Below are 26,039 nucleotides of genomic sequence, written 5' to 3'. Positions count from 1 at the left end.
GCGCATGCTCAACATCAGCGGTCTACCCGTCTCCCTAGCCAGACGGTTAACGACGTATCCATATCCTTTGTCAGGCGCATGGAAAGCTGACTGGGCGAAAACGCTTACGCAGCCATTGCTTCGCAGGATGCAGCGCAGGCCAAACAGGTCTGTGCGCAATGCTGACAGTGGTCTGCCTTATGCTTACCGCACGCCTCCCCGCAGGCGCGGCAAATCCTTGCGCACAACGCACAAAATTCCTTGGCGAGCATGCTTTCTCGTGTCATCAAGGTAGCCGCCAGCTTGCACATATCTGCGCAATCCCTGTCCAGCTTGATGCAGTCAGCCATCATTTTTACGTCCTGCTCTCGCAGGCAGGCTGACGCGCAGACTTCACAGGCCAGCGCGCAGCGCATGCATTCCGAGATGCATTCATCAAAGCTACTGTTCATGATCATATCTCCGGTATCGGGTCGATGAGATGCCAGTGCACCGTCTCATGACGGTATGTAGCGTTCGACCTGACGGGGGCCTGAAGATTGATTACATTTCTGTAAGCTTGTCCGAATCATCTCGGTATGAAGGCGTGCCCGATCATTCAAGGCTTTTCAATCACTGCTTCTGGATGCTCACGATTTTCGCGACACTTCCCTCCATACGGAACCCAAATTTCACCTTGTCTCCTACGTTCAAGCCCTTCAGCTGTGCAGGCTCAGCTTGGAAGCCCATGGTCATCGCCGGCCATTTGAGCTCTGCTACCGGGCCGTGCGCCAAGGTGATTTTCCCGCTTTGAGGATCCAGCGCCTTAATTGTCCCTTCCGCATGCGCAGTGGGCGCCGCCTGGCTGCCTTGGCCACCCTCGGCGGAGGCTGGCATTTTCTTCATGTCCATACCATCCATGTCCTGGGCATGCACACTGGCGGCGAAAGCTGTGACCAGGCCTGCGATGACAATTAGCTTTTTCATTGGATTTCTCCTGAGAGGTTGGGGGTAGTTACAGCAAGTTCGCGGCGACGGATCAGCCAGTACGCCGCAGGGATTACAAAAAGTGAAAGCAAGGGGGCGGTGAGCATGCCGCCCACCATGGGCACCGCGATGCGGCTCATGACCTCGCTGCCGGTACCGCTGCTCCAGAGGATGGGCAGCAGGCCTGCAACGATGACTGCCACAGTCATTGCCTTGGGCCTGATGCGTTGCACCGCGCCCTCACGGATCGCGTCGAGCAGCGCTGCTCGTGTAGTTTCGCCGTTGGCCTGACGCTCAGCCCAAGCGTTATTCAGGTAGATGAGCATGATCACTCCGAACTCCGCCGCTACGCCGGCCAGGGCAATGAAGCCAACGCCTGTGGCCACTGAAAGGTTGTAGCCCAGCAGGTAGAGCAGCCAGACGCCCCCGGTCAGGGCAAAAGGTAAAGTGCCCATGATGAGCAGTGCTTCACCGAGGCGGCCGAAGGTCAGGTAGAGCAGCACGAAGATGATGGCCAGCGTCGCTGGCACCACCCAGGCCAGACGGGCGTTCGCCCGCTCCAGGTATTCGAACTGGCCGGAGTAGCTCAAGCTCATGCCTGAATCGAGCTTTACCTCGCTGTCGATCGCCTGACGTAAGTCTGCAACAACAGACGAAAGGTCCCGGCCGCGCACGTCGATGTACACCCAGCCCGAGGGGCGAGCATTCTCGCTCTTCAGCATGGGCGGGCCATCAGCAATACGTATGCGGGCCACGCTGCCGAGCGTCAGCTGGCCGCCCTGCGAGGTGTAGATCGGCAGCTGACGCAACGCCTCCACCGAATCACGCCATTCGCGTGGATAGCGCACGCTAATGGGATAGCGGGCCAAGCCTTCAACTGTTTCCCCGATGGTTTCGCCACCAATGGCGCCGGCCACGATGGCCTGTACGTCGGTGATGTTCAGACCGTAACGGGCAGCGGCATGGCGGTCGATATCCAGATCAATGTAGCGGCCACCAGTCAAACGCTCTGCCAGCGCCGAAGTCACTCCAGGCACCTTTTTCGCGGCCCGCTCCACAGCGAGAGTGGCCCGGTCTATCTGGCCTAGGTCGCTGCCGGCCACCTTGACGCCGATTGGGCTCTTGATGCCGGTGGCCAGCATATCGATGCGGTTGCGGATGGGCGGGATCCAGATGTTGGTCAGCCCAGGCACACGCACAGTGCGATCAAGCTCCTCGATAAGCTTGTCCGTGGTCATTCCTGGACGCCACTCACTCTTGGGCTTGAGCCGAACGGTGGTCTCGAACATCTCCAGCGGTGCCGGGTCGGTAGCTGACTCGGCGCGGCCGGCTTTACCAAAGACACTGGCCACTTCGGGAACAGTTCGAATCAGACGATCCGTTCGCTGCAACAGCTCTGAAGCTTTCTGCGCCGAGAGTCCAGGCAAGGCTGAAGGCATGTAGAGCAGATCACCTTCATCGAGCGGAGGAAGGAACTCGCCCCCAAGATGATTCAAGGGCCACAGACTGCTGAGCAGGATCACCAATGCTGCAGCGAGGGTAACCAGAGGCCGGCGCAGGACGACCTCCAATGCCGGACGGTATAGCCGGATGAGGCCCCGGTTGAGCGGGTTGCGCTGTTCCGCAGGCAGTGGCCCTCTGATCCAGTACCCCATCAGCACCGGTATCAGGGTCACCGATAGCGCAGCTGCCGCAGCCATTGCGTAGGTCTTGGTAAAGGCCAAGGGTGCAAAGAGGCGTCCTTCCTGGGCTTGCAGCGTGAACACCGGGATGAACGAAAGCGTGATGATCATGAGGCTGAAGAACAGTGCCGGCCCTACCTCGACGGCCGCCTCCGTCATTACCCTCCAATGCGCTTCTCCCCGCAAAGGTTGACCAGGATGCCGGATATGCCAGGCCTCAACACGTTTGTGGGCGTTCTCGATCATGACCACGGCAGCGTCCACCATTGCACCGATGGCAATAGCGATTCCGCCAAGGGACATGATGTTGGCGTTGATGCCCTGATGACGCATGACGATCAGCGCTATCAGGATTCCCACGGGCAGCGAAACGATAGCCACCAATGACGAGCGCAGGTGCCAGAGAAAGGCTGCGCATACCAACGCCACTACCAAGAACTCCTCGATCAGCTTGTGACTGAGGTTCTCCACGGCACGGTCGATCAACTGGCTGCGGTCGTAGACGGTGACAAGTTCCACCCCGGCTGGCAGGGCTTTCTTCAGGGTTTCGAGCTTAGCCTTGACGTCCGCGATGGCCTCACGAGCATTCTTCCCGCTGCGCAGGATCACCACACCTCCTACGGCTTCGCCGAGGCCGTCCAGTTCGCCTATGCCTCTGCGGGCTTCCGGACCTATCTGCACCGTAGCGACGTCGCCTAATGTCACCGGCACGCCCTTGGTAGCCAGTCGCAGGGGTATCGCTCTGAAATCATCCAGCGATCGCAGGTAGCCGGCCGCACGTACCATGAATTCCGCTTCGCCTTGCTCCAGTACACCGCCACCGGTCTCCTGGTTGGCCTTGCCTATAGCCTCCACCACCTCAGCCTGGGTGATACCGAGGCTGGCCATGCGCAGCGGATCGAGCACGACCTGATACTGCTTGACCATACCGCCGATGGTGGCCACTTCAGCGACATCCGGCAGCGTCTTGAGCTCATAGCGCAGGAACCAGTCCTGCAGGCTGCGCAGTTGCGACAGGTCATGGCCGCCGTTACGATCGACCAGCGCATATTGATAAATCCAGCCCACCCCGGTGGCGTCCGGGCCCAGTACCGGCTTGGCTGCGGCAGGTAATCGCGATTGCGCCTGGCTCAGGTACTCAAGAACCCGAGAGCGCGCCCAATACAGATCGGTGCCGTCCTCGAACAGCACATAGACGAAGCTGTCACCGAAGGCGGAGAAGCCGCGAACCGTTTTGGCCCCCGGAACCGAGAGCATGGTAGTGGTCAGCGGATAGGTCACCTGATTCTCAACGATCTGGGGAGCCTGGCCTGGGTAGGACGTGCGGATGATCACCTGCACGTCCGACAGGTCGGGCAAGGCGTCGATTGGTAGGCTACGCACCGAGACGAAGCCCCATGCCACCAGAAACAGCGTGGCGAGGAGCACCAGCACACGGTTGCCTACCGACCAGCGGATCAGTTTGGCAATCATGGTTGGCCCTCCAACACTTTGATCTGCTCAACGACCATGCCCTCGTCGCGTTCGCGTATGCCAAAGCGAATCTGCGCACCGATCTTGAGGCCATCAAGGAGAGACTGCTCAGCCACAGGGAAGGTCATGGTCATCCCTGGCATGCCCAGGGTGATGAAAGGACCGTGGGCAACGGTGAGCTGTGTGCCGTCTATCTGCACGACACGGCCATCCGCTTCATGCAGGGCTGGCCCCGCATTAGGCTGACTATCCTGCACCGTCGCCGCCTCGATGCCTTTCAAATTAGCGTCGGAGTCCAACAGGAATTGCCCGGACGCGACGATGCGCTGTCCTGCCTGAAGACCCTGCAACACCGCAACTTGGCCTTTGCTCTCCTGGCCCAACACGACTTCCACCGGCCGGAAGCGACCACCGTCTTCAGCCAGCATCACCAGGTCTCGCTTGCCGGTGCGGATGACCGCCTCGGCAGGCACCAAGAGGCTTTGCTTGGCAGACTCGCCGGGATGGAGAGCCACTTGAGCGGTCATCCCAGGACGAAGCCGCCCATCTCGGTTGGGCAACTCGATACGCAGGCGCAACGTGCGGCTCTGCAAATCGGCATCGGCCAATAGCGCAGTCAACTTGCCCGGTATGGGATCGCCTGGGAACGCTGGCAATTGCGCCTGCACAGGCTGGCCTTCGCGAAGGCCTTGAGCCTGGGCTTCCGGCACAGCCGCTTCCAGCCAGACGTTGGCCACTCCATTGATCCTTGCTAAGGTAGCGCCCGGCGTCAGCGTCATGCCGGGTCGCAGATCGAGAACCTGGATTACACCGGCAGTGGGTGCGGAGAGTGTGACCGAGAGCTGCACCTTCCCAGTGCTCGCGACCCGGTTGATCAGGTCGGCCGGCATGCCGGCGAGCACGAGCCGCTGTCGTGCCGCCGCCGTCAGCTGAGCGTCGCCAGAATGCCGCAACGCCAGGTATTCCTCCTGCAAACCAGCCCACTCCGGGGTCAGCACATCGGCTAGAGGAGCCCCTTTGGCAACGATGTCCCCCGTCGCTCGACCATAGACGCGTTCGACGTAACCGCCAGTACGGGCCTGCAACACGCTGAAGTCGCGTTCGTCGAACGTCAGAACGCCGCTCACACTTAGGGTCCGTTCTAGCCGGCCAGCCGTCACCGTTGCCAATCGAATCCCAAGGTTTTGCTGGAGCCCAGCCGAGACCTGAACCGCAGGCTGCTCCTCGCCAGCCGTGTCATCCGAATACTTGGGCACGAGCGGCATGTCCATGAACGGCGATTTTCCGGGCGCCGGGAAGTGCTGCTGGGGATACATCGGGTCGTACCAGTACAGCGCTTTTTTTTCCTGACCTAAGGGCTGCGATGGCGAATACGCACCTCTCCCACCTAGCCAGAAGCCAGCGCCTATTCCAATAGCAAGGGCAGCAGCCACGACGAAACCAATCGACCTATTCCTCATGCCCGCACCTCTCCATAAACGAAATGCAGACGCGCTGCTGTTGCCGCCAACTGTCCTTGCAGGTCCACATCCTGTAGTAGTGCCTCCACACGCTGCCGGCGTGCCGACAGCACTTCACTCAACGGCGACTTACCGGCGCGGTAATCCGCCAGAGCGAGGCGTACCCGGTCCTCGGCCAGGGGCAAAAGTGTTTCGCGACTGCGCCGCACTGCCCGTTGCAAGCGTTGGTACTCGACAAGGTCTGTTTCAAGCTGGGCTTGATGCTCGCGCAGGGCAGCGTCCTGCTCATCTTCCAATTGGCGAACTTGTGCGCGTCGTGCCGCAATCATCGGGTCTTGCCGTGAGCTGGTAAACAATGGCAATTGGAAGCTGACTTGCAGGCTGACCATGTTGCTGAAGTCCGGACCACGGCGCTGATAATCCACTCCCCAGGACCAATCCGATTTCTTTTCCGCCTGAGCCTGGTGTACCTGGGCTTGAGCCTCGCGTGTCATGGCGTTGTAGGTATTGAGCTCCGGATGGGCATGGACGGAGTGCAAGTATTCAGCTGCGTCTACAGGCCAGACAGGGAAGGTCGGCGCGCCTACTTCGGCGTCCTGCCCAATCCAGCGCTTCAGCGCGGCTCGCGCCTGAGCTGACTGACTCAATAGAACGTCTTTCTGCTCGTCCAACTGCGCGGCTTCTTGCTTGGGAGCCAGCGTATCGGCGCTGGAGCCTGCGCCTCCGGCCAGGCGGGCCCGCACCGTGGAAGCCAGCAGCTGGTTTTCTTTGTAGAAGGCGTCGAACTGTTCAAGCTTTCGCTGCACGGTGTACGCAGTAACCCAAGCCTGTGCGGTTGCCGCCCTAACCTTCAAGCGTTCGAAGATCGCCTCGGCATCGGCTCGCTCGACCGTGGCCTGCGCTGTCTCTATGCGAGCTTTGCGTTTGTCCCGGTTCGGTACTTCTTGGGACAGGCCAACCACCTGCATGGTCATGAAGTCTCTGTTCATGCTCCAGCGATCGGTGCCTTCAATCGGCAGGTTTTGTACCCCGAGATTCAGGCGCGGATCGGGTAGTTCGCCCGCTGGAATGACTGCGCTGCGCGCAGCTGATGCCTGCTCCTGGCGGGCCTGTAGAGAGGGAGCGTTACGTTCAGCCAGTTGCAGCGCCTCATCCAGCGACAGCGTTGCAGCCTGTGCCGAGACAGCCGGCAGCAGTATGAACAGGACGGCCGTGGTTATCCGTCCCTGAAAACGTTGGGGAGTCATGAAAATGATTCCTCGAAAGATCAGCGCCCAGGCGCGTGCCATCGCCCCGCTGCTAGGCGGAACGACGGTGTGAAATTAAGAGGGAATCAGACGCGGGGAGGACGCCACGGATCGGGGGGAGAACCTGTCGCTATGCCTACAGCGTAGGTATCGGCAGGTCGTGGCTTGGCGAAAGTCAGCCCAGGCGTCAGGAAGCTAATCTGTACGGTACTGGCAGTCCTGCACTCCTGGCCGACCTTGCAGGATTTGGCATGGTCGCCAGTCTTACCCAGGTCTTGGTCCTGGCAGCAGTCATGGTCCATGCCCGCCATCATTTCCATGCCCATCGCCTGCATTGGGCAAGGTTCAGTCGCCGAATCGATGCCCGCCATCCCGTTAAGCGGAAGCGCCACGATTAGCATCAGGAGGGTGAGTAGTCGAATGAGCCGATTCATGATGGGCGAGTATAGGTTACCGGGATGAGTTCAGCATTAAGGGGTTGGGGCTGCACTAACCAACCGCTTGGAGGCTGGGAGACTGATGAAGAATGTTGTGACACCCTCCGCTGATGTACACCAGATTCGTCCGCTATGAGCCTCGATGATAGAGCGGGTTATCGACAGCCCCAGGCCTGCATTGCTTGGGCCGCCTTCGCGTCTGGCTGGATCGGCTCGATAGAATCGGTCGAAGATCTTGCCAATGTGCTGGGGATCGATGGTTACCCCGCTGTTACGCACGGAAAGCGTCACGCTTTCAGGCGTCTGCTCGATCTGCACTGATATCTCGTTGCCTTCCGGGGTGTAGCGCAACGCGTTGGATAGAAGGTTGGAAAGCGCTCGGTCAATCATCAGGCGATCGCCACGAACCTTACCCTGCCCGTGTAGGGTCAGTTGGATGCCTTGATCCTCAGCCAGGAATTGGTAGTACTCGAACAGCTTTGATACGAGTTCGGAGAGCTCCACATCGATCTGCTCGGGCACGATCAGACCGTTATCCGCCTTGGCCAGGAACAGCATGTCGTCGATCATGCGCGACATGCGCTTGAGGTCTTCCAGGTTCGAATAGAGGTTTTCTTCATAGGCATCCAGGTCACGCTTCTTGGTGAGCACCACTTCGGTATGGGTCAGAAGGTTGCTGACTGGCGTTCTCAATTCGTGAGCGATATCGGCAGAGAAGTTGGACAACCGAACGAATGCATCCTCCAACCGTCCCAGCATCCCGTTGAAAGACAGGATGAGCTCCTGAAGCTCTAGCGGTACGGGCTCCAGCGGAATGCGTTCGCGAAGTGATCTTGCCGACATCCCGGTGGCCACTTTGGTGATTTGCCCAACAGGCCGAAGCCCGCTTTTGGCCACGACCCAGCCCAAGCCTGCGCTCACAATCGCGCTGATCACCAGACCAATTCCGAACCACCATTGCAGGGTGACAAAGAAATGGGCGTGAGTGGTGACATCGAGCATCAGCACGGCCGTCACCGGTTCCGGCTCGCCTGCAATGGTCAGCTGGGCGGTAATGCCGCGGAAGTTCTGCGCTTTATCCTGCCACTCCCAGACCGCACCCCGATGCGCCTGCTCGAACCGCTGAGGAATCTGGGAGGCTTTGGGGTCTGAAAACAGGACCGTTCCGTCAGCCTTGGTGATTTTCGCCGACAGATCCTGATGTGCGCCGAGCAATGCCCGCAGCTGCTGCTCCTGATCGTCGAGCCCGCCTCGCGCTGCTGAGATGGAAAGGATATGACGCGTTGACTCCAGCTTTTCAGAAAGCGCCTGCTCATCCAGCATCCGGAAATGGTGCTGGCTGAGCCCGTAGAAAGCGACGCCGGCAACCACCAGGACAGCAGTCACCGCGAACATGAACATCAGGGTCAGCCGCTTGACGAGCGATGATTGCGGGCGCATCACTCGGGCACATCCATCATGTAGCCCATGCCTCGGGCGGTATGGATTAGCTTTGGCGCGAAGTCGTCATCAATCTTGGCCCGCAGTCGGCGAATCGCGACCTCGATCACGTTGGTGTCACTGTCGAAATTCATGTCCCACACCTGAGAAGCGATCAGCGATTTGGGAAGCACCTCGCCGCGTCGGCGCATGAGCAGCTCCAACAGGGAAAACTCCTTGGCAGTAAGGTCGATCCGCTTGCCGTTTCGCGTAGCTCGACGCTTGAGCAGGTCCACCTCAAGGTCTGCCATCTTCATAGTGGTTTGAGCAGAACCACCGTTGCCTCTGCGCAGCAACGTACGAACTCGAGCCAGCAGCTCCGAGAACGCAAAGGGCTTCACCAGGTAATCATCAGCGCCCAGTTCCAAACCTTTCACGCGGTCGTCTACGCCGTCTCGGGCCGTCAAGAAAAGGACCGGCACATCCTGACCCGCCGCACGGATCTTGCGCAGGACATCCCAGCCATCGAGCCCCGGCATCATCACGTCGAGGATCAGCAAGTCATACGCTTCGCTCTGTGCCTGTTGCAGGGCGTCAGTGCCTGTCATCACCCGGTCAACGGTGAAGCCAGCTTCTGTTAGACCTTGCTGGAGGTAGACACCGGTTTTCGGCTCATCTTCGGCCACGAGTAATTTCATCTGCTCTCATCCACGCGGGGTGCATTTCCAGTTTGCGGGAAAAAAGAAGCCCAACCAGAAGCTGACGGAAAAGTAATGTCGAGATCAGTTTTCTGACAGCACCGCGAGGCTAACTTGACCCTGTACCTGACGCCATGAGGCGCAGAACCCACTGAGGATCTCCAGATGAACATGGTCAAAGCAATTGTGATGGTCGTTACCTTCGGCATGGCAGGCATTGCCCTGGCAGAGGGCGGCGCGGACCGGACCTTTGCACGGATGGAAGCGGCTCTCCAAAGCTCCATGCAGGCCTCCCAGGTTGCGCAGGGGAAGAAAGAGCAGGCGCCATTCGCCGCCCAGTCCAGCAAGCACGCGGGCCACGAAAGCTGCTGATCCTAGCTTACAGAAAAGTAATCATCCCGGAATCTGAACTATGGCTGTTTCAGAGTACGGCCTCTCATCAGCCTCGCGTAGTGGCGAAAGTCTACGAGACTGGTGAGAGCTCCAATGAACCCAAGGGCTGCACCATCTAGCAGCCTGGATATCAGCGATCTACCTGACTGGACGCAACGGCATGCAAAGCAAAACCACGAGACGATCTTTCGTCAAAGGCCTGGCCGCTACCGGACTTCTGGGTGGGCTCGGCATGTGGCGCGCGCCGGTCTGGGCCGTGACCAGCCCTGGCCAACCGAACGTGCTCAGCGGCACGGACTTCGATCTGTATATCGGCGAACTGCCCGTCAACATCACGGGTGCAGCTCGTACGGCCATGGCCATCAACGGCTCCGTGCCAGGGCCGATCCTGCGATGGCGCGAAGGCGACACCGTGACGCTGCGCGTACGCAACCGGCTGAAACAGGACACCTCCATTCACTGGCACGGCATCATCCTGCCCGCCAACATGGACGGTGTGCCGGGCTTGAGCTTCCACGGCATCGCTCCCGATGGCATGTACGAATACAAGTTCAAGGTCCACCAGAACGGCACTTACTGGTATCACAGCCACTCAGGCCTCCAGGAACAGTCCGGGGTCTATGGGGCGTTGGTGATCGATGCCAAGGATCCGGAGCCGTTTGTGTACGACCGTGATTACGTCGTCATGCTCAGCGATTGGACGGATGAAGACCCGGCGCGGGTGCTCTCCAAACTCAAGAAGCAATCTGACTACTACAACTTCCACAAGCGCACTGTAAGCGACTTCGTTGACGATGTGAGCGAGAAAGGCTGGTCGGCCGCTGTAGCGGATCGGAAGATGTGGGCTGAAATGAAGATGAGCCCCACCGACCTCGCTGACGTGAGCGGGTATACCTACACCTACCTCATGAACGGCCAGGCTCCGAACGGCAACTGGACGGGACTCTTCAAGCCCGGCGAGAAGATCCGCCTGCGCTTTATCAACGGCTCGGCCATGACCTATTTCGATGTCCGGATTCCTGGGCTCAAGATGACGGTTGTGGCTGCTGACGGCCAGTACGTCAAACCCGTATCGGTCGATGAGTTCCGGATCGCCGTTGCCGAAACCTACGATGTCATCGTCGAACCTGAAAACGAGCAGGCCTATACGATCTTCGCGCAATCCATGGACCGTACCGGGTACTCCCGAGGCACCCTGGCAGTTCGTGAAGACTTGCAAGCGCCCGTACCGGAGGTAGATCCACGCCCGATCATCGCCATGAGCGATATGGGCATGGACCACGGCAGCATGGGCGGAATGGATCACGGCGGCATGGCTGGCATGGACCAAGGGAACATGGCCGGCATGGATCACAGCAAGATGGCTGGGATGGACCATGGCAGCATGGCCGGCATGGACCACAGCAAGATGGCTGGAATGGATCACGGCAACATGGCCGGCATGGACCACAGCAAGATGGCTGGAATGGACCATGGCAACATGGCCGGCATGGACCACAGCAAGATGGCTGGAATGGACCATGGCAGCACGGCCGGCATGGACCACAGCAAGATGGCTGGAATGGACCACGGCAACATGGCCGGCATGGATCACAGCAAGATGGCTGGGATGGGTCATGAGGGCATGGCCGGCATGAGCGGTGCAATGCAGAGCCATCCGACTTCCGAGACCAACAACCCGTTGGTCGATATGCAGACCATGTCGCCGACCCCGAAGCTGAACGATCCGGGAATTGGCCTGCGCAACAACGGGCGCCGAGTGCTGACCTACGCCGATTTGCGGAGCACCTTCATCGATCCCGATGGTCGAGAGCCTGGACGCACAATCGAACTGCACCTTACCGGCCAAATGGAGAAGTTCGCATGGTCGTTCGACGGTATCAAATTCTCCGACGCTGAACCGCTGCGGTTGAAATATGGCGAGCGTCTTCGCATCACCTTGGTCAACGACACCATGATGACTCACCCCATCCATCTCCACGGTATGTGGAGTGATCTGGAGGACGAGAACGGCAACTTCATGGTTCGCAAGCACACCATCGACATGCCACCTGGCTCAAAACGAAGCTATCGCGTCACCGCAGATGCCTTGGGACGTTGGGCCTATCACTGTCACCTACTGTTCCACATGGAAATGGGCATGTTCCGAGAAGTCCGTGTGGACGAATGAACTGGAGATTTGAGATGAGCAAACCAATGAAACGAAGCGCCTTTTTCCTCTCTGCTGCGATGGTCGGCATGTTGGCTGTTTATGCCCCGTCGTCGTGGTCTAGCGACAACCACGATCAGCATTCCCAGAAATCCACCGAGGCCGGTAAAGCCAAAGGTTCGCAGGACAAGCAGGGCCAGGGCATGAACCATGAAGGCATGGACCATGGGTCCATGGAAGGTATGGACCACGGCTCGATGAAGGGGATGGACCATGGCTCGATGAAGGGGATGGACCATGGCTCGATGGAAGGCATGGACCACGACAAAATGATGGAATCGCATGGCAGCGACAAAGCTAAGGCAGGGAAAGATGGTCAATAGCCTTGGGCGGCCTTCGCTGCTGGCCCTGACTGTTTCAATCGGCATGCTGGGCGTAACGCCCAGCTTCGCCGCTGAAGAAATGGATCACTCGGGCATGGATCATTCGAAAATGGGGCACGGTTCCATGCAAATGGATGCTGCTCCGTCCGAATCGATGCCGGCGATGGATCACAGCAAGATGGGGATGAGCAAACAGCAGAAACAGCCTGCCCCTGTTGATCACAGCCAGATGGGGCATGCTCAAAGCCAGAGCAAATCCAGCCCGGTGGACCATAGCAAGATGGACCACAGCAAAATGGGCCATGGAAACATGAAGGGCATGGATCACGGTTCGATGAAGGGCATGGACCATTCCCAGATGAATCCTGGTTCAGCGACTTCTCCGACCACAACGAGCCGCACGCCGATTCCAGTGCTCACTGATGCCGACCGCGAGGCAGCCTTTCCGCCTTTGGGTGGCCACCAGGTGCACGACAGCGGAATCAACAGCTTCTTTCTGTTGGACCAGCTCGAATACCAGGACGCCGATGAGGGCAGCACCCTGGCTTGGGATGCATCTGGCTGGGTAGGTAGCGACATCAATCGACTCTGGGTTCGGTCGGAAGGCGAGCGCACCAACGGGGTAACCGAAGATGCTGAGCTGCAACTGCTATACGGGCGCTCGGTCAGTCCTTGGTGGGACGTGGTCGCCGGGGTCCGTCAGGATTTCAAACCGGAATCACCGCAGACCTGGGCAGCCTTTGGTATTCAGGGCATGGCCTTGTATGACTTCGAGGCCGAAGCTACGGCGTTCATCGGCGAAAACGGCCAGACTGCTGCGCGTCTTGAAGGCGAATACGACATCCTGCTGACCAATCGCTTGATTTTGCAGCCCACGGCTGAGGCGAACTTCTATGGCAAGAACGATCCTGAGCGCGGTGTTGGATCGGGTCTGGCCAATACCGAAGTCGGGCTGCGTCTACGGTATGAAATCGTCCGCCAGTTTGCCCCGTACATAGGCGTTACCTGGAGCCGCTCCTACGGCAACACCGCTGACTTCATCCGAGACGAGGGTGGAGATGTTGATGAGGCACGCTTCGTTGCCGGTATCAGGATGTGGTTCTGAGAATTCCAACATGAAAAGAACAATTACAACGCTGCTTGTGGCCGGTGCTGTCGGAAGTGCTGCGGTATTGGGCACCGCGTATTTCGGCTTGGTGAATGTCGGCGCCGATGATCCTCACTTCCCGGCTGTCCATTCGTTTCTCGCCATGGCTCGCGACCGGTCGATTGAGGTTCGAGCGCGAGACATTGAAGTGCCTGACCTGAAGAACGCTGCGTTGATCAAGGCAGGCGCAGGCAACTACAACGCCATGTGCATTGGGTGCCACCTCGCCCCTGGCGTTGGAAAGACAGAACTCAGCCAAGCGCTATACCCGTCGCCACCTGACCTCACCAAGGTGGGTGTCGGAGACGATCCGGCTGCCGCATTCTGGACGATCAAGCACGGCATCAAAGCCACCGGCATGCCCGCCTGGGGCAAGAGCATGGGTGATGAGTACATCTGGGGAATAGTCGCGTTCCTTGACCAACTGCCCCAAATGAATTCTGAGCAGTACAAGGCGTTGGTGGCCACGAGCGGCGGCCATCAGCACGGCGGCGGTGAAAGCGATATGCATAATCATGAGGGCCAGCACGGCGGGAGCGGTCATGCCGAGCGTGGCGATCACGACGAAGCGGCAGATGACGACCATGCTCAGACAGCTCACGACCATGGAGCTGCACCCGCAGGCGCCGCCCAAGCGGCAGATCATCACGGTGACCACAATGCGGCCGAAGCCCATTCGGACGCCCACCCGAAATCGTCGACAAAGACGCATGTTCACAAAGACGGTAAGGAGCACACTCATGCCAACTAACCGGATACTCGTTCGGCTAGCCGCAATCGCTGGGCTGCTGGTGGCCTCGGCGGCCTACGCCGCAGAGTCATTGTCCATCGACGTTCACCGAGATGCGAACTGCGGTTGCTGCAAGAAGTGGATCGCGCACCTGGAAGCCAATGGTTTCAAAGTGACCGACCATGTTGAGACGGACATGAGCGCAGTGAAACAGAAGCTGGGCGTAGCGCCACGGTTAGCCTCCTGCCACACAGCCGTGATTGACGGAAAGTTTGTTGAAGGTCACGTGCCAGCTGAGCAGATTCGAGAACTCAAGGAGCGGAACGATCTGGTAGGGATCGCCGTGCCAGGAATGCCAGCTGGATCCCCAGGCATGGAGGTTGATGGTGTAAGCCATGCCTACCAGGTTATTGGTTTGACCAAAAGCGGCGAGGACCAAGTAGTCGCCAACTATCCAGCCAAATAACCCACCGACCAGAAGGACGGCAGTAGGCTGACTGCCGTCCCATAAATCCCCGCTAGAAAGTTTCATCAGCTCAACACGACGACACAGAGGGCCTGCAAAGCGTAGCTAATCAGATTCACGGCGCTCGCGGACTGGCTTGAGTACGATATCGCCGTTGATAAGCTCGATGGAGAGTCTGTCGCCCGTCGTGACCCCGAGCTCGCTCAGAATGTCGTCGGGTAGTTCCACAATCACATCGCCGGAGCCGTCGCCGGGATCAAGGCACTTGACCGTGGTGCGCGCTGATTGAGTCATTGGGCTGTCCTGCCTGAGCTACCAATTCTCATCGTACTCCACCAGTCATGAAAGCCGGTAACCAGGCGATCAATCGCCGGAATTGACGCTTCAACCCGGCTTTTTATCAGCGTAAGTCCTGCCCGCTCGATCAGTGCTCAGTTCTGGCCCCGGCAACCGATACCAGCGGTCCGGTACTCAAGGATTTTCAGGTCTCCATTGGAATCCTCGTAGTTCATCTGTGCTGGCATCACGTCACAGCTCGCCTTGGTCGATGTCATGCTGATTACTCTCGCCACGTCGAGCCGCATCCCGTAGCGATAATGGATCACCTCCGGTGGCTTCATATCATTGACGGCCGCATAAGCTCGCATAGCTTGCTCATTGGCCTGAATCATCTTCCCGTATAGACGGTCGGATCCTCCTTCGGCGAGCGCGGTTGAGGAGGCCACTATGGCCAGGATGGCCGCGATGCTTTTGATGACTTTCATTTCAATCACTCCAATAGACGTGACTGAAGATTAGGATTTTGTCGCTGTCAATTGAGTGATACGGGGATTACAAGGTTGTAAGTCCGGCTTGCAGATGGAGGTAGCGTTGCGTCTACACGGCATACCAATTCCCCTCAGGCACACTACTGATAGACACCCAGGCGAAGACGCTCAAGATAGTCCGCTACCACGCTGAATCCGAGCGACGTGTCGAGCATCTCGAAGGGTACAAACCCCATCAAACGGCCGCACGGCCGACAAAGCCACTGCTCCGCGAGCATCTGAGAGCCAAATACCTTCGACGCAAGCTCCAGTCCTTTCGCATATTGAAACGCCACCGCGCTCTGCTGGGCATCCAGGCGATGGGCCTGAACGGAATGGCTCAGACGGTGAACGCTTCTGGTCGATATTCCTGTGATTCGCCTGACGAGGTTACGAGCCTTGAATAGGCTTGAGGACTCGACCATGCATTTCACGTCGCTGAAAAAAAATCCTGTTTGGACAAGACGCAGGAGCTCCAGCTGGCTCAACTCATCAAGGTCGGTATGAACCAAGTGGAACGTTGGTGCAAAAGCCTGCGATTCAACAGGTGGGGGCGTGCTTGTAGGATTCATTGCATCGACCTCCTCTTGTGCGTTGGCTGTCAGACTAGATCGAATTTGATTCCCAAGCACGCCCGACGCCCTTTAACCTTCACACCTTAGCCCAAAACGATCACTAATGTGTATGCAGTACCGGTGTCTTCTAACTAAAATGCCATACCACTCGTCTTCCAGAACATCATTGCATGAAAATTTTCACACCATTACCTGGAGAATATATCGCATCTGCGCTTAAGCGCGGCAATGAGCTCCTAGGCATTAAATCGTTGAAAACTGAAGATTTCTATATAAAAGCGAAACCTCGTATTGGGTTCGGAATTAATAAGACTTTGGGGAAGTTGCAAACAGAGTGGCGGCCGCATCAAGAATTCTATTACCCAAAGCTGCTAGACGAGCACAAGATTTCGGACCTAGCCTTAAGCGATCACACTTTGTATCCTATGATAGCTGCCCTCGGGCGTCATCGAGCGACCGCAATCGTCACACCGAAAACTTGGGAAAAGGTTTGTCCAGATTGTGTTCGCGAAGACTTGGATAATTGCGGAAGCCCCTATATTCATCGCAGGCACGTATTGGGTTCCGTACAGGTGTGCAGTACTCATGCCTGCGCTCTAATCGAGACATGTCCGACCTGCTCAATACCAATGAAAAAGCACGAGATTAATCACCTAGCCAAGTGCAGCAAGCTTAACACATGGTCAAAACGTCAAAAGCGAGAATTCGGATCAAACCGTCATATGTATGCCAAATTTGTCGCAGACCTTTTGGACTATAGCGGCCCTATGATCAAGGATGGAATGGCAGACTTTGTCGCATATGCAAGCCTCATGATAAATCGAACTAGCGCATTCGAAAAAACCCAGCTGAATATTTCCAAACTGATCAACGAAGAAATGGGCATAACTTCGAGACTCACCCATGTCAGTATCTCTACCAGCGACAAATATCCTATCTATGTGTTTCTTGGATGCCACACCGCTGAAAATTATTTCAACTTGCTAAATAATAAGGATGAGCAAGACGTGCTGCGGGAGAAGAAAACAGTCATATTCAATAAACTTTTGCACGAAGCCATGAAAACTAATCCATATCGTCACGTATCTGCGTAAAGACTTCATCTTCGGATACGCGAGATATTCTTATTCCTGCATAACGGTATAAAACACTCATCGCACAGTTTTCAGTCAGCGAGTATTCTCGAATTGCCCACCGGATTTTACGTAGCTGATGGTCATGAGTAGACTCAAGTAAACCCGCCATCAACCTAGTGCTCATCGGAAAGTGGTCCGGCATCTTGAGGAAAGCATGAGCGTTTAGGACACGCCTACATAGAGCAGCGCGGGTGACCTGCTGAGGCTTTCCGTCTACAGAAAGAATCATCGTCTTCGCTTTAGCGAGCTCCAACGCAAGGGCCGAGTCCCTGGATTGCCAATCGATCAAAATTCTTCGGTCTCTGTGGTAGGGGTTCCCAGCAACATAACGGGCCAACCATTCCCTGTCGTGGCGGTACAACCACTGATAGCCCGGCTTGTCATGACATTTGAGATTCGTACTCTTCGCAAACGCTATTCGCCGGGCGTGAAGGTCATCGTCAGGGATGAGGTTATTCGGTTCATCAGGCCGGACCACAATACCAGCGCGATTAACGTCCTCTAGACGGTAGGTCTTCAGGTGCTCCAGCTCTAGATCAAGGAGCCAGCAGAGAAAATAGAACTTGAAAGGCTGCACGGTTCGACCTTGTCGCCGCAATATCTGAAAGACCCACTCAGCGGATCGAACCATTTCTTCGAATTCGGCGGCGCTAGGACTGCACCGAAGTCGCCTGGTTAAAAAATCTCTCAGCATCTGCTCTCTAATTCGTCCAGACCTGATAAAACCCATCTCGTCCAAACGGTTCCTGAGCAAATTTCCAGCCAGAATCGTTTTCATCTCATTGGGATGGTCTAGCCCCCACAGCTGCATGTGGGCAATGGCAACGGCCCCGCTGTGGTCACCACAGTCCATAACCGGCGTTCCAGCAGATTCCCCCGGAAGCAACATACAACGCCAATCTGACCATCCGGGGAATCTAATCGCCTGTAGTACTTCGCTGTGGCGTGGACAAATGCAAGTGCCCGATGCTTGGTGAATACGATGCCAATAAGCTGAGCCGCACTCCAGAATGTCCTCTCTGACGCAGCTCTCGCAATACCTAAACGAGGCGTGTTGGAGGAAACGCGATGCTGTAATGCCCAAGGCCATCTTGAGGCCTGTACCTCGATTACCTCCCATTAGAACGGCAGCATCGCGGCCCTTCTCGTCGTCCAAAAAAGGCAGAAAAAGCGGTAAAAGCGTGAAGCGCTCGATCAGCTCTCCTACAGAGAAGGCGCCTCTGAGACGTTCAGACAGAGCCTCTAAGCAGCACGGCAGGATGGAACCGCAGGTACGCGAGTAGCTACCGAACAGCTCTTGGCTGGTCGCTCGGTATCCCTGATTCGCTGCTAGCTTGTGATAGCGCACGGCCAGGCTATAGAGCGACTCATCCGGAAACGGCTGGGGGAAGAACAGAAGGTTAGCCACTGCCCTGAGCTCCCCTGCGTCAAATTACCAGGAAGAATCCCTATCCACCCAGCCGCGCTGTTCGAGCTGAGCCTGAAGGTCTTCGTCCTTCGAAAAATGCACGTTAGTTAACGCGCCGTCAGCAACCGGTACGACCGTACGACTCGGAGCCTTCGGCACCGATTTTTCCTTTGCTAGAGGTGAAGGTGCTATTGCGGTCTGTGTAAGTAGCGAAAGATGAGCCCGGTCCGCCCGGCGAGCCAAGTCGTAGCTCATCATCTGAGCGATTTGGTCTTTTGTAGGCATCATGTCCTCGAAATCAGCAATCTGAAGAGGATCACCGCTTCGAAGGGCCTCGATGGGCTTGTGCAAAAGCCTCATTTGATTGTCATACACCTGCTGAAGCACGGCTGGCGTAATGGCGTCGATTCCTTCCCAAATAACATGACGCTGCGCAAGCATAAGCAGTTTCGCTAGGAAATCTGTATTGCCCTGGGTGAGATCATAGATCTTGGACAGGAGGTCACTCGTCAGGGGAGCGCAAGATTCCGTCCAGTCATAGGCCCAGAGTTGGGACACCAAGTGATGCCAAAACGGATCGTCTTCGCTGAAACGGTCAAAGGCGATTGGTCCCATCCCCGCCGCTCTTCGGGCATTACGCAACACACCAGAAAAAAGCGGAAGCATTGCGTTGGTCCCTACATAGACAAGCGGAACGCCCGCATCATTGGATAAAGTTACGAAGAAATTCAGTAACTTTTCCCGATCCTGCCCCCCTCGCGACGAGCAAAGATGCTGCATTTCATCAATTATCAAAGCACCGATAAAAAAGGTTTTGCACAGCTGACTGATGTGCTGGAGCATTACGCTGATGCTGTTGGCGGCACCGCCCCTGCGAGAGTATTTTTCGACACCTAACGCAGCGTCCAGTGCAGAGAAGAATGCTGCGCAAAAACCGCGCAACGAGCCATCGTGAGGGCACTCAATCTTTAGCCACACAACCTGGGTTTCGATGAGAATCGCGTCTTTATATCTGCTGTGACTGATCACCTGCGGATAAAGCCTTGCTATGGAATTAAGCGCTGTGGTCTTGCCCATACCACTCAAGCCAATCAGGGTCATCGTCTCAGCGGTGGACATGAATCCATGGCGCTTGGCATCTGCTGAGGAAGGCAATCGATGCCTAACAGATGAGGCCAACAGCGGATTGCGGCCCGAATAGCCGTAGCGGATCAGCTGGCTGAATAGGTCTTCGAGGCGCAAGTGGATTTCGAATGGAACCACAACATCTTTGAGCCGGTTGATCCCATGGCCGCGAAGCTTCGGTGGCAACGCTCGTTCGGCCTCGTCGGGCTTCGGCGGAAGGTTCCCAACACGCCTCACCACATCAACATCCGAGAGAATTCTAGGCAAGCATTCAATCAGCGGGTTGCCATCATATTGAGGCATGCCTGTAGGAATATATTCTGCGGGGGAGAAGGTCAAATCGTTCATGTCTCTGTCTCGCTACCCTCGCTGACTACCAGTTTCAGAAACGCCGCGCTTCTTGTGGAACTGGGCCTGCCGGTGACTGGCCTAGAATTTTCTCCCGCAAGGGGCGTGTGATCCACAACGCGTAGCTGATTCAGATCAGCGGTATGGGAATCGCGCTCGGTCTGAGCTTCGGTCGCACGCTTGGCACGTTTGTCCCGCTTGAAATCTGCATTCGATTTCGGGTCACCCTGTGCGGCACGTTTGGCTTTGGCCCGGTCAAGGATTTCCTCTTGCCGCCCCCTTACCAGCGCCGCAGTATTGTCACTGTCATAACGGGCATCCGGCGATACTTGGTTCAAGACATGGACCATATCAAGAACCTCCTCCATACGGAGTCCACCATATTTCTGCCGTTGCTGCGGTACAATAGTTAAAGCCTCAAAACCTGCTTCGGACTTGATCCAACAATTTTCAATAGAGTTAGGATCGTAGAATACTCGAACATACTTCGTCCGCAGATTGTGTGAGCGCTCCAACCACTCCTCACGCAAGGCTGTTTGACATGTATATTGGACGCCTTGGAAAACAATACCGCCTCGACTGATACGACACTCTTGAGAGGGCAGTAAAGCAATTTTCAACTCAGCCGGAGAAACCACTTTAGAATTGATAGGACTATTAGCTTTAGACCAATTCCAAACTGCTATAGGCGTCGCTTCTATACCGTCGGCAATCATCTCGCGACTTAATAGGTGTGGTATGCGTAGGCTCTTATTGTGCGCCAAGACCCCTACAATAACCATTTCTGTGAACTCGTCGATATCCAAAATCGCATCGAGTTGGTAGTCCCTATCACCACGCTCCATTTTACGAGCATCTACTCCGCCTGGAACAAATTTCAAGTCCAGGTGTTCATTGATCAGACGGAAGCGGCTTTCGATGATCCCTTTCCAATCAGGCCTAAAGGGGGGCAAAATTTGCACCGCTAGTCCCAAGCTTTGCGACAGCGTTGCCCCAGCCTCACTTAGAAGTTCGGCCCGGTCAGCAACAATTTCGACTGGCAAGTGCGAGCACGGCCAGTCAGCCTCATCTATTTCAACATTGTATCGCTTGCAAAAATCGACCTTTGGGGTGCAAGCATTGTATATCGCGTGTCGAGCCCCATTCCAACTGGGACCCTCAAGGCCCACGTGAATCCCTACAATCATTCTAGTAAAGGTATCGACGACCACATAAAGTATGGGGCGTCCTATGAGCCATAGCCTGTTAACGCGATGCACTAAATATACATCAGCGATGGTGGAATCTATCTCATATCGATGGGTCGCACCCATCAGGCCTTGGGAAGCTGCGCCAACGATAGCACGATGATCTTTGTTGTATCGAACAGAACCGCCACGCACCTTAAGTTTATAAAGATCATCGAAAAAAAGCTTACCGTGATATCTGAGCTGGGTAGTAGTCGGGTAACTGCCGCGTACAATATTCCCTTTCGAGCCGTCTGGCAGAGTCTCTCTATAAAATTTGTTTAACATCCACTTATGTGCATCTTTCAGGGTGCCGCATTTGCCGCTAGCAACCCGCCCGTAAGCCAAACGGATATGAGAGAGATGGCGCGGTTCGAGCGTGATAGCACCACCATCATTGACAACGACACCACGATACTTACGCGGCCTACCGGGGATAATGCCTGAGGATCGATCCTTTTTCTTTCCCCGACCACCGCAAGCACTAGTGTTCCATAGAAACGCGTTAGGTGTCTGCCCCATGCTCCAGTAGCGGTATAGAAGCCGGTATATCTGTTTACGCTCTACTCCTGCCTCTAGGGCATGCCTAGCAACCAGCTTTCCAAAACCCGGTCCAAGAATTTCCAAGGCGGAGCGATCTTCTACTAACCCTCTTATAAGGCTCCAGTTACGATTTCGGCTCGATTTTTCATTTTCACTAATTTCATCATCACTTCTGAGCAGATGTAAGGGCACCATTTCTCGACTTAAGATTGCGCGCCCTGCGTCAATATCGTCAATCAAAACGGACCGCTCGATCTGCCACGGCTTGCTGGGATTCGTACTCAGCTCAATCACAATTACAGAAGCATCATCTATGCCTAAAATCCGAACCGCTTTTTTTAGTAGGCTAGGTTCTTCGCCAGGAGTGACAATGCTGTTGATTTTAAGATCAAGCATGATGGGAAACCTCGTTTGGCAGAGACAAAGCCGCTGACCTTTGATTCGGCCATACGTGCAACGGCTGCGACATGCTTATTATTTTCGAGGTAAGATCTGACTCTAAACGACCGTTCCATAGCAGGTGATGGAAGAGGCGCTTTACCCCCATATATTCAATGTAAAGGTCACGAGACGCTTTATCCAAAAGAATTTTTAACGGTATTTGATCCGTCTTTGCCTCCTCAATGTATCCAAGCAAATTGCCGATGTTCTTCTCCGTCGGTAACGAGGGATGAATACTGGCGTATGTCCTGAGAATCTTGAGGTTCGCTAATTTTATCTTTGAGAGGTTTTCATGCAGGACCAGCTTCCAGTCCACCCCCCTCATTGCCCAGTATTTTTCTTCGATGGCTAGCTTTTCTGCTATTCGATTACGCGCCTGAAGATCAGCTTGCTCAAACTCTTTTCGGTATTTCACTGATCGAGCAGCTAGCCTTGTTTCGCCAGAGGAATCTAAGAAGGTAACGAGAAAGTCCGTCGTCATAACGACAGGTATTTGCGTGCCAGGATATACAGGGTGGCGACAGTTAATACTTGAGGCAATTGCTTGGGTCTCAGCCTGTGTCAGCAGAGGATACTGCTCTCGGATATCGATGATCGAGGCATCGTGCTCAAGTACAGTTAAGTAATCTCGCTCTGCATTGGACAGCAGGTGGTGTGTGCGGTGAATTTTAACTCCCGCGATCATATGAGAGACACCCTTTGATTTGATCTCCCACACTTTGATCCATGGCTTATAGGAATCTCTGACTCCACACCCACGACCCGATTGAATTTTCTTATCTATTTTTGCCTGGGTCATCAGCTTGCGATGTGCAGCCTTGACCGGAGCTATGGGCATGGATGCCATTGTTCGAGTCGCTCAAAATTGGGCGACCCGCTCGACCGGGACGAGGACAGGTGTCGTGCACAGGGGACACCCCAGAGAGCGGGCTAAGCCAGGACAACAGTCACAGCGTTGGGTAGAGGATTGTCACCCGAATCTCCAAGGCCTGGCTCCGGCCCGATGTGCGGTCAGAGCCTGCCTTGTGACAACCTTTATTACGTTGTGACAACCTTTATTGTTTTGTGACAACCTTTATTATTCAAAAACAGCTGGCACTGTCGAAAAGCTGCCCTCACTCCACCGTCACCGACTTCGCCAAATTCCGCGGCTGGTCAACATCAGTCCCCTTGAGCACGGCGACATAGTACGAGAGCAACTGCAAAGGAATGGTATACAGAATCGGCGCCAGCGCATCCGCGATATGCGGGACCGGAATCACATGGGTCCCTTCGCCGTTGCTCAGCCCGGCTTGCTCGTCAGCGAAGACCACCAGCTCACCGCCGCGTGCACGCACCTCCTGCAGGTTGGACTTGAGCTTCTCCAGCAGTTCGTTGTTCGGCGCAACGGTCACCACCGGCATGTCGTTATCCACAAGCGCCAGCGGGCCATGTTTGAGCTCGCCCGCGGGGTAGGCTTCGGCGTGGATATAGGAGATTTCCTTAAGCTTGAGCGCACCTTCCATAGCCACCGGGTATTGAGCGCCGCGGCCCAGGAACAAGGTGTGATGCTTGTCAGCGAACAACTCGGCGACTTTCTCGACGGTTGCGTCCATGGCCAATGCTTCACCCAAACGTGTTGGCAGGCGGCGCAGTTCCTCGACCAGTTCAGCTTCGACGCCCTTCTCCAGGGTGCCGCGCACCTGGCCCAAGGCCAAGGTCAGAAGCATCAACGACACCAGCTGGGTGGTGAAGGCCTTGGTCGAAGCGACGCCGATTTCCGGGCCGGCCAGGGTCAGCAATGTCAGGTCGGATTCCCGAACCAGCGAGCTGATGCCCACGTTGCAGATCGCCAGGCTGCCAAGGAAGCCCAGCTCCTTGGCGTTGCGCAGCGCTGCCAGGGTATCGGCGGTCTCGCCCGACTGGGAGATGGAAACGAACAGCGTATCGGGCTGCACGACCACCTTGCGGTAACGGAACTCGCTCGCCACCTCTACCTGGCAAGGGATCCCAGCCAGGCTTTCCAGCCAGTAACGTGCAACCATGCCGGCGTGATAGCTGGTACCACAGGCTACGATCTGCACATTGCGCACTTTGCCAAACAGCTCGGCTGCCTGCGGACCGAATGCCTGTACCAGGACATGGTCATGGCCCAAGCGACCTTCCAATGTGCGTTGCACCACCCGCGGCTGCTCGTGGATTTCCTTAAGCATGAAGTGACGGTACTGGCCCTTGTCAGCGGCCTCGGCGCCTTCGTGGTACTGCACGGTTTCACGCTGCACAGGATGGCCATCGTGGTCCCAGACGGCGACGTGGTCGCGACGGATCTCGGCGATATCGCCCTCTTCGAGATACATGAAGCGATCGGTGACCTGCCGCAGGGCCAGTTGGTCAGAGGCAAGGAAATTTTCACCGAGGCCCAGGCCAATCACCAACGGGCTGCCGCTACGCGCAGCGACCAGGCGGTCAGGCTGGCTTTTGCTGATCAATGCCAGGCCATAGGCACCGTGCAGGCGCTTGACCGCAGCCTTCAAGGCGTCTGCCAGGTCGGGAATGCCCTTGAGGAGATGGTCGATCAGGTGGACGATCACTTCGGTATCGGTCTGGGACACGAAGGCATAGCCCAATCCCTTCAGTTCCTCGCGCAGTTCCTCGTGGTTCTCGATGATGCCGTTGTGCACAACGGCCACGTCATGGCCTGAGAAATGCGGGTGGGCATTGGTTTCGGTAGGCGCGCCATGGGTTGCCCAGCGCGTATGCGCGATGCCGAGCCGTCCTGCGATTGGCTCGAGCGCGACGGCTGCTTCAAGCTCGCTGACCTTGCCGATGCGGCGACGGCGTTGCAATTCGCCCTCGGGCGTCAGCACCGCCAGGCCTGCGCTGTCATACCCACGGTATTCAAGACGCTTCAGGCCCTCGATAAGGATGGCGGTAATGTTGCGTTCGGCCACAGCACCTACAATTCCACACATGCTTGGTTACTCCTGACTGATAGCGGCGCAGATCAGATTGACGCCGCGTGCTTTAATTTGTGCGCGTGCCTGTTCGCACAGGCGTTCGTCCGAGATCAGGGTGTGCACCCTGCCCCACGGCAGTTCGAGGTTGGGAATCTTGCGGCCGACCTTGTCCGACTCAACCATCACGATCACCTCACGGGCGACCTCGGCCATGACGCGGCTCAGACCCAGCAATTCGTTGAATGTGGTGGTACCGCGTTCCAGGTCGATGCCATCGGCCCCGATGAACAACTGGTCGAAGTCATACGAGCGCAGAACCTGTTCGGCCACCTGGCCTTGAAAGGACTCGGAATGCGGATCCCAGGTGCCACCTGTCATCAGCAGCACCGGCTCGTGCTCGAGTTCGCTGATGGCCCGGGCAACATTGAGCGAATTGGTCATGACCACCAGGCCCGGCTGGCGACCGAGTTCAGGGATCATGGCGGCGGTGGTACTGCCGCTGTCGATGATGATCCGGGCGTGTTCGCGGATGAGGTTCACAGCGGCACGTGCAATGGCACGCTTGTAGGCCGACACGGGTTGCGCCGGCTCCGCCAGCAACTCCTGCGGCATGGTTACAGCCCCGCCGTAGCGGCGCAGCAACAAACCATTGCTTTCCAGTGCCGCCAGGTCCTTGCGGATAGTGACCTCGGACGTGTCAAACCGTCTCGCCAGCGCATCCACGCTGACCTCGCCCTGCTCCGCGAGCAGGGCCAGTATGTTATGGCGGCGTTGTGGCGTGTTTCGTTTCGACATCGGTGCTTTAAGTTTCGTTTCGAAAGATAATGATCGCAATCAAAACCTAAATGCGCGGATCCGTCAACCCC

23 protein-coding genes are annotated in these 26,039 nt (G+C 56.5%); 7 read left to right on the top strand and 16 right to left on the bottom strand.

The genetic code is table 11. From position 1 onward, the window contains the following. Window positions 1-104: 104 nt before the first annotated feature. The 7 genes from ACF8E5_RS17550 to ACF8E5_RS17520 all read right to left on the bottom strand — a co-directional run bounded on the left by ACF8E5_RS17550 (window position 105) and on the right by ACF8E5_RS17520 (window position 9,361). A complete protein-coding gene (locus ACF8E5_RS17550) occupies window positions 105-431 on the bottom strand; it encodes a four-helix bundle copper-binding protein (protein ID WP_085982928.1) in 327 nt (108 codons plus the stop codon). Window positions 432-591: 160 nt separating this feature from the next. Then, window positions 592-945 (bottom strand): copper-binding protein, encoded by a 354-nt coding sequence (locus ACF8E5_RS17545; protein WP_047595905.1) that lies wholly within the window; start codon window positions 943-945, stop codon window positions 592-594. Beyond that, window positions 942-4,100, bottom strand: coding sequence for an efflux RND transporter permease subunit (locus tag ACF8E5_RS17540; RefSeq protein ID WP_013974884.1), 3,159 nt, complete (start codon window positions 4,098-4,100; stop codon window positions 942-944). The genes ACF8E5_RS17545 and ACF8E5_RS17540 overlap by 4 nt, the downstream gene beginning before the upstream one ends. Continuing rightward, a complete protein-coding gene (locus ACF8E5_RS17535; protein WP_044047188.1) occupies window positions 4,097-5,560 on the bottom strand; it encodes an efflux RND transporter periplasmic adaptor subunit in 1,464 nt (487 codons plus the stop codon). Before ACF8E5_RS17535 ends, ACF8E5_RS17540 begins: the two co-directional genes overlap by 4 nt. After that, window positions 5,557-6,807: a TolC family protein gene (locus ACF8E5_RS17530; RefSeq protein WP_049798466.1), complete on the bottom strand. Its 1,251-nt coding sequence runs from the start codon at window positions 6,805-6,807 to the stop codon at window positions 5,557-5,559. Before ACF8E5_RS17530 ends, ACF8E5_RS17535 begins: the two co-directional genes overlap by 4 nt. 470 nt (window positions 6,808-7,277) lie before the next feature. After that, the gene (locus ACF8E5_RS17525; protein WP_047595906.1) at window positions 7,278-8,684 is read right to left on the bottom strand and encodes a heavy metal sensor histidine kinase; all 1,407 of its coding nucleotides are present in this window, start codon (window positions 8,682-8,684) and stop codon (window positions 7,278-7,280) included. Next, window positions 8,684-9,361 (bottom strand): heavy metal response regulator transcription factor, encoded by a 678-nt coding sequence (locus ACF8E5_RS17520; RefSeq protein ID WP_044047190.1) that lies wholly within the window; start codon window positions 9,359-9,361, stop codon window positions 8,684-8,686. The genes ACF8E5_RS17525 and ACF8E5_RS17520 overlap by 1 nt, the downstream gene beginning before the upstream one ends. A gap of 165 nt (window positions 9,362-9,526) precedes the next feature. On the opposite strand from ACF8E5_RS17520, the gene ACF8E5_RS17515 reads away from it, so the two are divergent. The 6 genes from ACF8E5_RS17515 (at window position 9,527) to ACF8E5_RS17490 (ending at window position 14,629) form a co-directional block, all read left to right on the top strand. Then, complete coding sequence (locus ACF8E5_RS17515; RefSeq protein WP_013974890.1) at window positions 9,527-9,733, top strand: co-regulatory protein PtrA N-terminal domain-containing protein; 207 nt, start codon at window positions 9,527-9,529, stop codon at window positions 9,731-9,733. A 181-nt stretch (window positions 9,734-9,914) separates the two neighbouring features. After that, complete coding sequence (locus ACF8E5_RS17510; RefSeq protein WP_044047191.1) at window positions 9,915-11,924, top strand: copper resistance system multicopper oxidase; 2,010 nt, start codon at window positions 9,915-9,917, stop codon at window positions 11,922-11,924. 14 nt (window positions 11,925-11,938) lie between these two features. Continuing rightward, the gene (locus ACF8E5_RS17505; RefSeq protein WP_013974892.1) at window positions 11,939-12,286 is read left to right on the top strand and encodes a hypothetical protein; all 348 of its coding nucleotides are present in this window, start codon (window positions 11,939-11,941) and stop codon (window positions 12,284-12,286) included. Further along, on the top strand, window positions 12,276-13,391 hold the full coding sequence (locus ACF8E5_RS17500; protein ID WP_044047193.1) for a copper resistance protein B: 1,116 nt from the start codon (window positions 12,276-12,278) through the stop codon (window positions 13,389-13,391). Before ACF8E5_RS17505 ends, ACF8E5_RS17500 begins: the two co-directional genes overlap by 11 nt. A gap of 10 nt (window positions 13,392-13,401) precedes the next feature. Next, window positions 13,402-14,184, top strand: a complete 783-nt coding sequence (locus ACF8E5_RS17495) for a cytochrome c (protein WP_013974894.1) — start codon at window positions 13,402-13,404, stop codon at window positions 14,182-14,184. Continuing rightward, window positions 14,174-14,629 carry a DUF411 domain-containing protein gene (locus ACF8E5_RS17490; protein ID WP_044047194.1) on the top strand — a complete coding sequence of 152 codons (456 nt, stop codon included), beginning with the start codon at window positions 14,174-14,176 and terminating at the stop codon, window positions 14,627-14,629. The genes ACF8E5_RS17495 and ACF8E5_RS17490 overlap by 11 nt, the downstream gene beginning before the upstream one ends. Window positions 14,630-14,734: 105 nt before the next feature. On the opposite strand, the gene ACF8E5_RS17485 is transcribed toward ACF8E5_RS17490, so the two are convergent. The 3 genes from ACF8E5_RS17485 to ACF8E5_RS17475 form a co-directional block, all read right to left on the bottom strand. Beyond that, window positions 14,735-14,923, bottom strand: a complete 189-nt coding sequence (locus ACF8E5_RS17485; RefSeq protein ID WP_044047195.1) for an AbrB/MazE/SpoVT family DNA-binding domain-containing protein — start codon at window positions 14,921-14,923, stop codon at window positions 14,735-14,737. A 137-nt stretch (window positions 14,924-15,060) separates the two neighbouring features. Next, window positions 15,061-15,393, bottom strand: a complete 333-nt coding sequence (locus ACF8E5_RS17480; RefSeq protein WP_044047196.1) for a DUF2790 domain-containing protein — start codon at window positions 15,391-15,393, stop codon at window positions 15,061-15,063. A gap of 143 nt (window positions 15,394-15,536) precedes the next feature. Then, the gene (locus tag ACF8E5_RS17475; RefSeq protein WP_044047197.1) at window positions 15,537-16,007 is read right to left on the bottom strand and encodes an antitoxin Xre/MbcA/ParS toxin-binding domain-containing protein; all 471 of its coding nucleotides are present in this window, start codon (window positions 16,005-16,007) and stop codon (window positions 15,537-15,539) included. A 173-nt stretch (window positions 16,008-16,180) separates the two neighbouring features. Between ACF8E5_RS17475 and ACF8E5_RS17470 the strand changes: the two genes are divergently transcribed. Further along, a complete protein-coding gene (locus tag ACF8E5_RS17470; RefSeq protein ID WP_114167560.1) occupies window positions 16,181-17,104 on the top strand; it encodes a TniQ family protein in 924 nt (307 codons plus the stop codon). Here ACF8E5_RS17470 and ACF8E5_RS17465 read toward each other — a convergent pair. The 6 genes from ACF8E5_RS17465 to ACF8E5_RS17440 form a co-directional block, all read right to left on the bottom strand. Beyond that, on the bottom strand, window positions 17,076-18,554 hold the full coding sequence (locus ACF8E5_RS17465) for a TniQ family protein (protein ID WP_013974897.1): 1,479 nt from the start codon (window positions 18,552-18,554) through the stop codon (window positions 17,076-17,078). The two genes, ACF8E5_RS17470 and ACF8E5_RS17465, sit on opposite strands and share 29 nt — an antisense overlap. 24 nt (window positions 18,555-18,578) lie before the next feature. Next, entirely contained in the window at window positions 18,579-20,027 is a 1,449-nt protein-coding gene (locus tag ACF8E5_RS17460) for an ATP-binding protein (protein ID WP_013974898.1), read from the bottom strand. After that, window positions 20,024-22,192, bottom strand: coding sequence for a Mu transposase C-terminal domain-containing protein (locus tag ACF8E5_RS17455; RefSeq protein ID WP_013974899.1), 2,169 nt, complete (start codon window positions 22,190-22,192; stop codon window positions 20,024-20,026). Before ACF8E5_RS17455 ends, ACF8E5_RS17460 begins: the two co-directional genes overlap by 4 nt. Then, entirely contained in the window at window positions 22,185-23,084 is a 900-nt protein-coding gene (locus ACF8E5_RS17450; RefSeq protein WP_049798467.1) for a TnsA endonuclease N-terminal domain-containing protein, read from the bottom strand. The genes ACF8E5_RS17455 and ACF8E5_RS17450 overlap by 8 nt, the downstream gene beginning before the upstream one ends. Window positions 23,085-23,352: 268 nt before the next feature. Beyond that, window positions 23,353-25,188 carry a glutamine--fructose-6-phosphate transaminase (isomerizing) gene (gene glmS, locus ACF8E5_RS17445; protein ID WP_392475588.1) on the bottom strand — a complete coding sequence of 612 codons (1,836 nt, stop codon included), beginning with the start codon at window positions 25,186-25,188 and terminating at the stop codon, window positions 23,353-23,355. 6 nt (window positions 25,189-25,194) lie between these two features. Further along, a complete protein-coding gene (locus ACF8E5_RS17440) occupies window positions 25,195-25,968 on the bottom strand; it encodes a DeoR/GlpR family DNA-binding transcription regulator (protein WP_058602719.1) in 774 nt (257 codons plus the stop codon). Window positions 25,969-26,039 lie beyond the last annotated feature (71 nt).

The sequence above is a fragment of the Pseudomonas sp. WSY_20 genome (assembly GCF_043104335.1).
In the GTDB taxonomy this organism is placed as follows: Bacteria; Pseudomonadota; Gammaproteobacteria; order Pseudomonadales; family Pseudomonadaceae; genus Aquipseudomonas; species Aquipseudomonas parafulva_B.
This window is presented reverse-complemented; position numbering and strand designations above follow the sequence as displayed.

Coding starts and splice junctions, on each gene's coding strand:
- ACF8E5_RS17455 (WP_013974899.1), bottom strand. CDS start 22,192: ATGCTTGATCTTAAAATCAACAGCATTGTCACTCCTGGCGAAGAACCT.
- ACF8E5_RS17515 (WP_013974890.1), top strand. CDS start 9,527: ATGAACATGGTCAAAGCAATTGTGATGGTCGTTACCTTCGGCATGGCA.
- ACF8E5_RS17460 (WP_013974898.1), bottom strand. CDS start 20,027: ATGAACGATTTGACCTTCTCCCCCGCAGAATATATTCCTACAGGCATG.
- ACF8E5_RS17480 (WP_044047196.1), bottom strand. CDS start 15,393: ATGAAAGTCATCAAAAGCATCGCGGCCATCCTGGCCATAGTGGCCTCC.
- ACF8E5_RS17440 (WP_058602719.1), bottom strand. CDS start 25,968: ATGTCGAAACGAAACACGCCACAACGCCGCCATAACATACTGGCCCTG.
- ACF8E5_RS17520 (WP_044047190.1), bottom strand. CDS start 9,361: ATGAAATTACTCGTGGCCGAAGATGAGCCGAAAACCGGTGTCTACCTC.
- ACF8E5_RS17535 (WP_044047188.1), bottom strand. CDS start 5,560: ATGAGGAATAGGTCGATTGGTTTCGTCGTGGCTGCTGCCCTTGCTATT.
- ACF8E5_RS17545 (WP_047595905.1), bottom strand. CDS start 945: ATGAAAAAGCTAATTGTCATCGCAGGCCTGGTCACAGCTTTCGCCGCC.
- ACF8E5_RS17530 (WP_049798466.1), bottom strand. CDS start 6,807: ATGACTCCCCAACGTTTTCAGGGACGGATAACCACGGCCGTCCTGTTC.
- ACF8E5_RS17450 (WP_049798467.1), bottom strand. CDS start 23,084: ATGGCATCCATGCCCATAGCTCCGGTCAAGGCTGCACATCGCAAGCTG.
- ACF8E5_RS17500 (WP_044047193.1), top strand. CDS start 12,276: ATGGTCAATAGCCTTGGGCGGCCTTCGCTGCTGGCCCTGACTGTTTCA.
- ACF8E5_RS17540 (WP_013974884.1), bottom strand. CDS start 4,100: ATGATTGCCAAACTGATCCGCTGGTCGGTAGGCAACCGTGTGCTGGTG.
- ACF8E5_RS17475 (WP_044047197.1), bottom strand. CDS start 16,007: ATGAATCCTACAAGCACGCCCCCACCTGTTGAATCGCAGGCTTTTGCA.
- ACF8E5_RS17550 (WP_085982928.1), bottom strand. CDS start 431: ATGAACAGTAGCTTTGATGAATGCATCTCGGAATGCATGCGCTGCGCG.
- ACF8E5_RS17510 (WP_044047191.1), top strand. CDS start 9,915: ATGCAAAGCAAAACCACGAGACGATCTTTCGTCAAAGGCCTGGCCGCT.
- ACF8E5_RS17525 (WP_047595906.1), bottom strand. CDS start 8,684: ATGCGCCCGCAATCATCGCTCGTCAAGCGGCTGACCCTGATGTTCATG.
- ACF8E5_RS17490 (WP_044047194.1), top strand. CDS start 14,174: ATGCCAACTAACCGGATACTCGTTCGGCTAGCCGCAATCGCTGGGCTG.
- ACF8E5_RS17505 (WP_013974892.1), top strand. CDS start 11,939: ATGAGCAAACCAATGAAACGAAGCGCCTTTTTCCTCTCTGCTGCGATG.
- ACF8E5_RS17470 (WP_114167560.1), top strand. CDS start 16,181: ATGAAAATTTTCACACCATTACCTGGAGAATATATCGCATCTGCGCTT.
- glmS (WP_392475588.1), bottom strand. CDS start 25,188: ATGTGTGGAATTGTAGGTGCTGTGGCCGAACGCAACATTACCGCCATC.
- ACF8E5_RS17495 (WP_013974894.1), top strand. CDS start 13,402: ATGAAAAGAACAATTACAACGCTGCTTGTGGCCGGTGCTGTCGGAAGT.
- ACF8E5_RS17485 (WP_044047195.1), bottom strand. CDS start 14,923: ATGACTCAATCAGCGCGCACCACGGTCAAGTGCCTTGATCCCGGCGAC.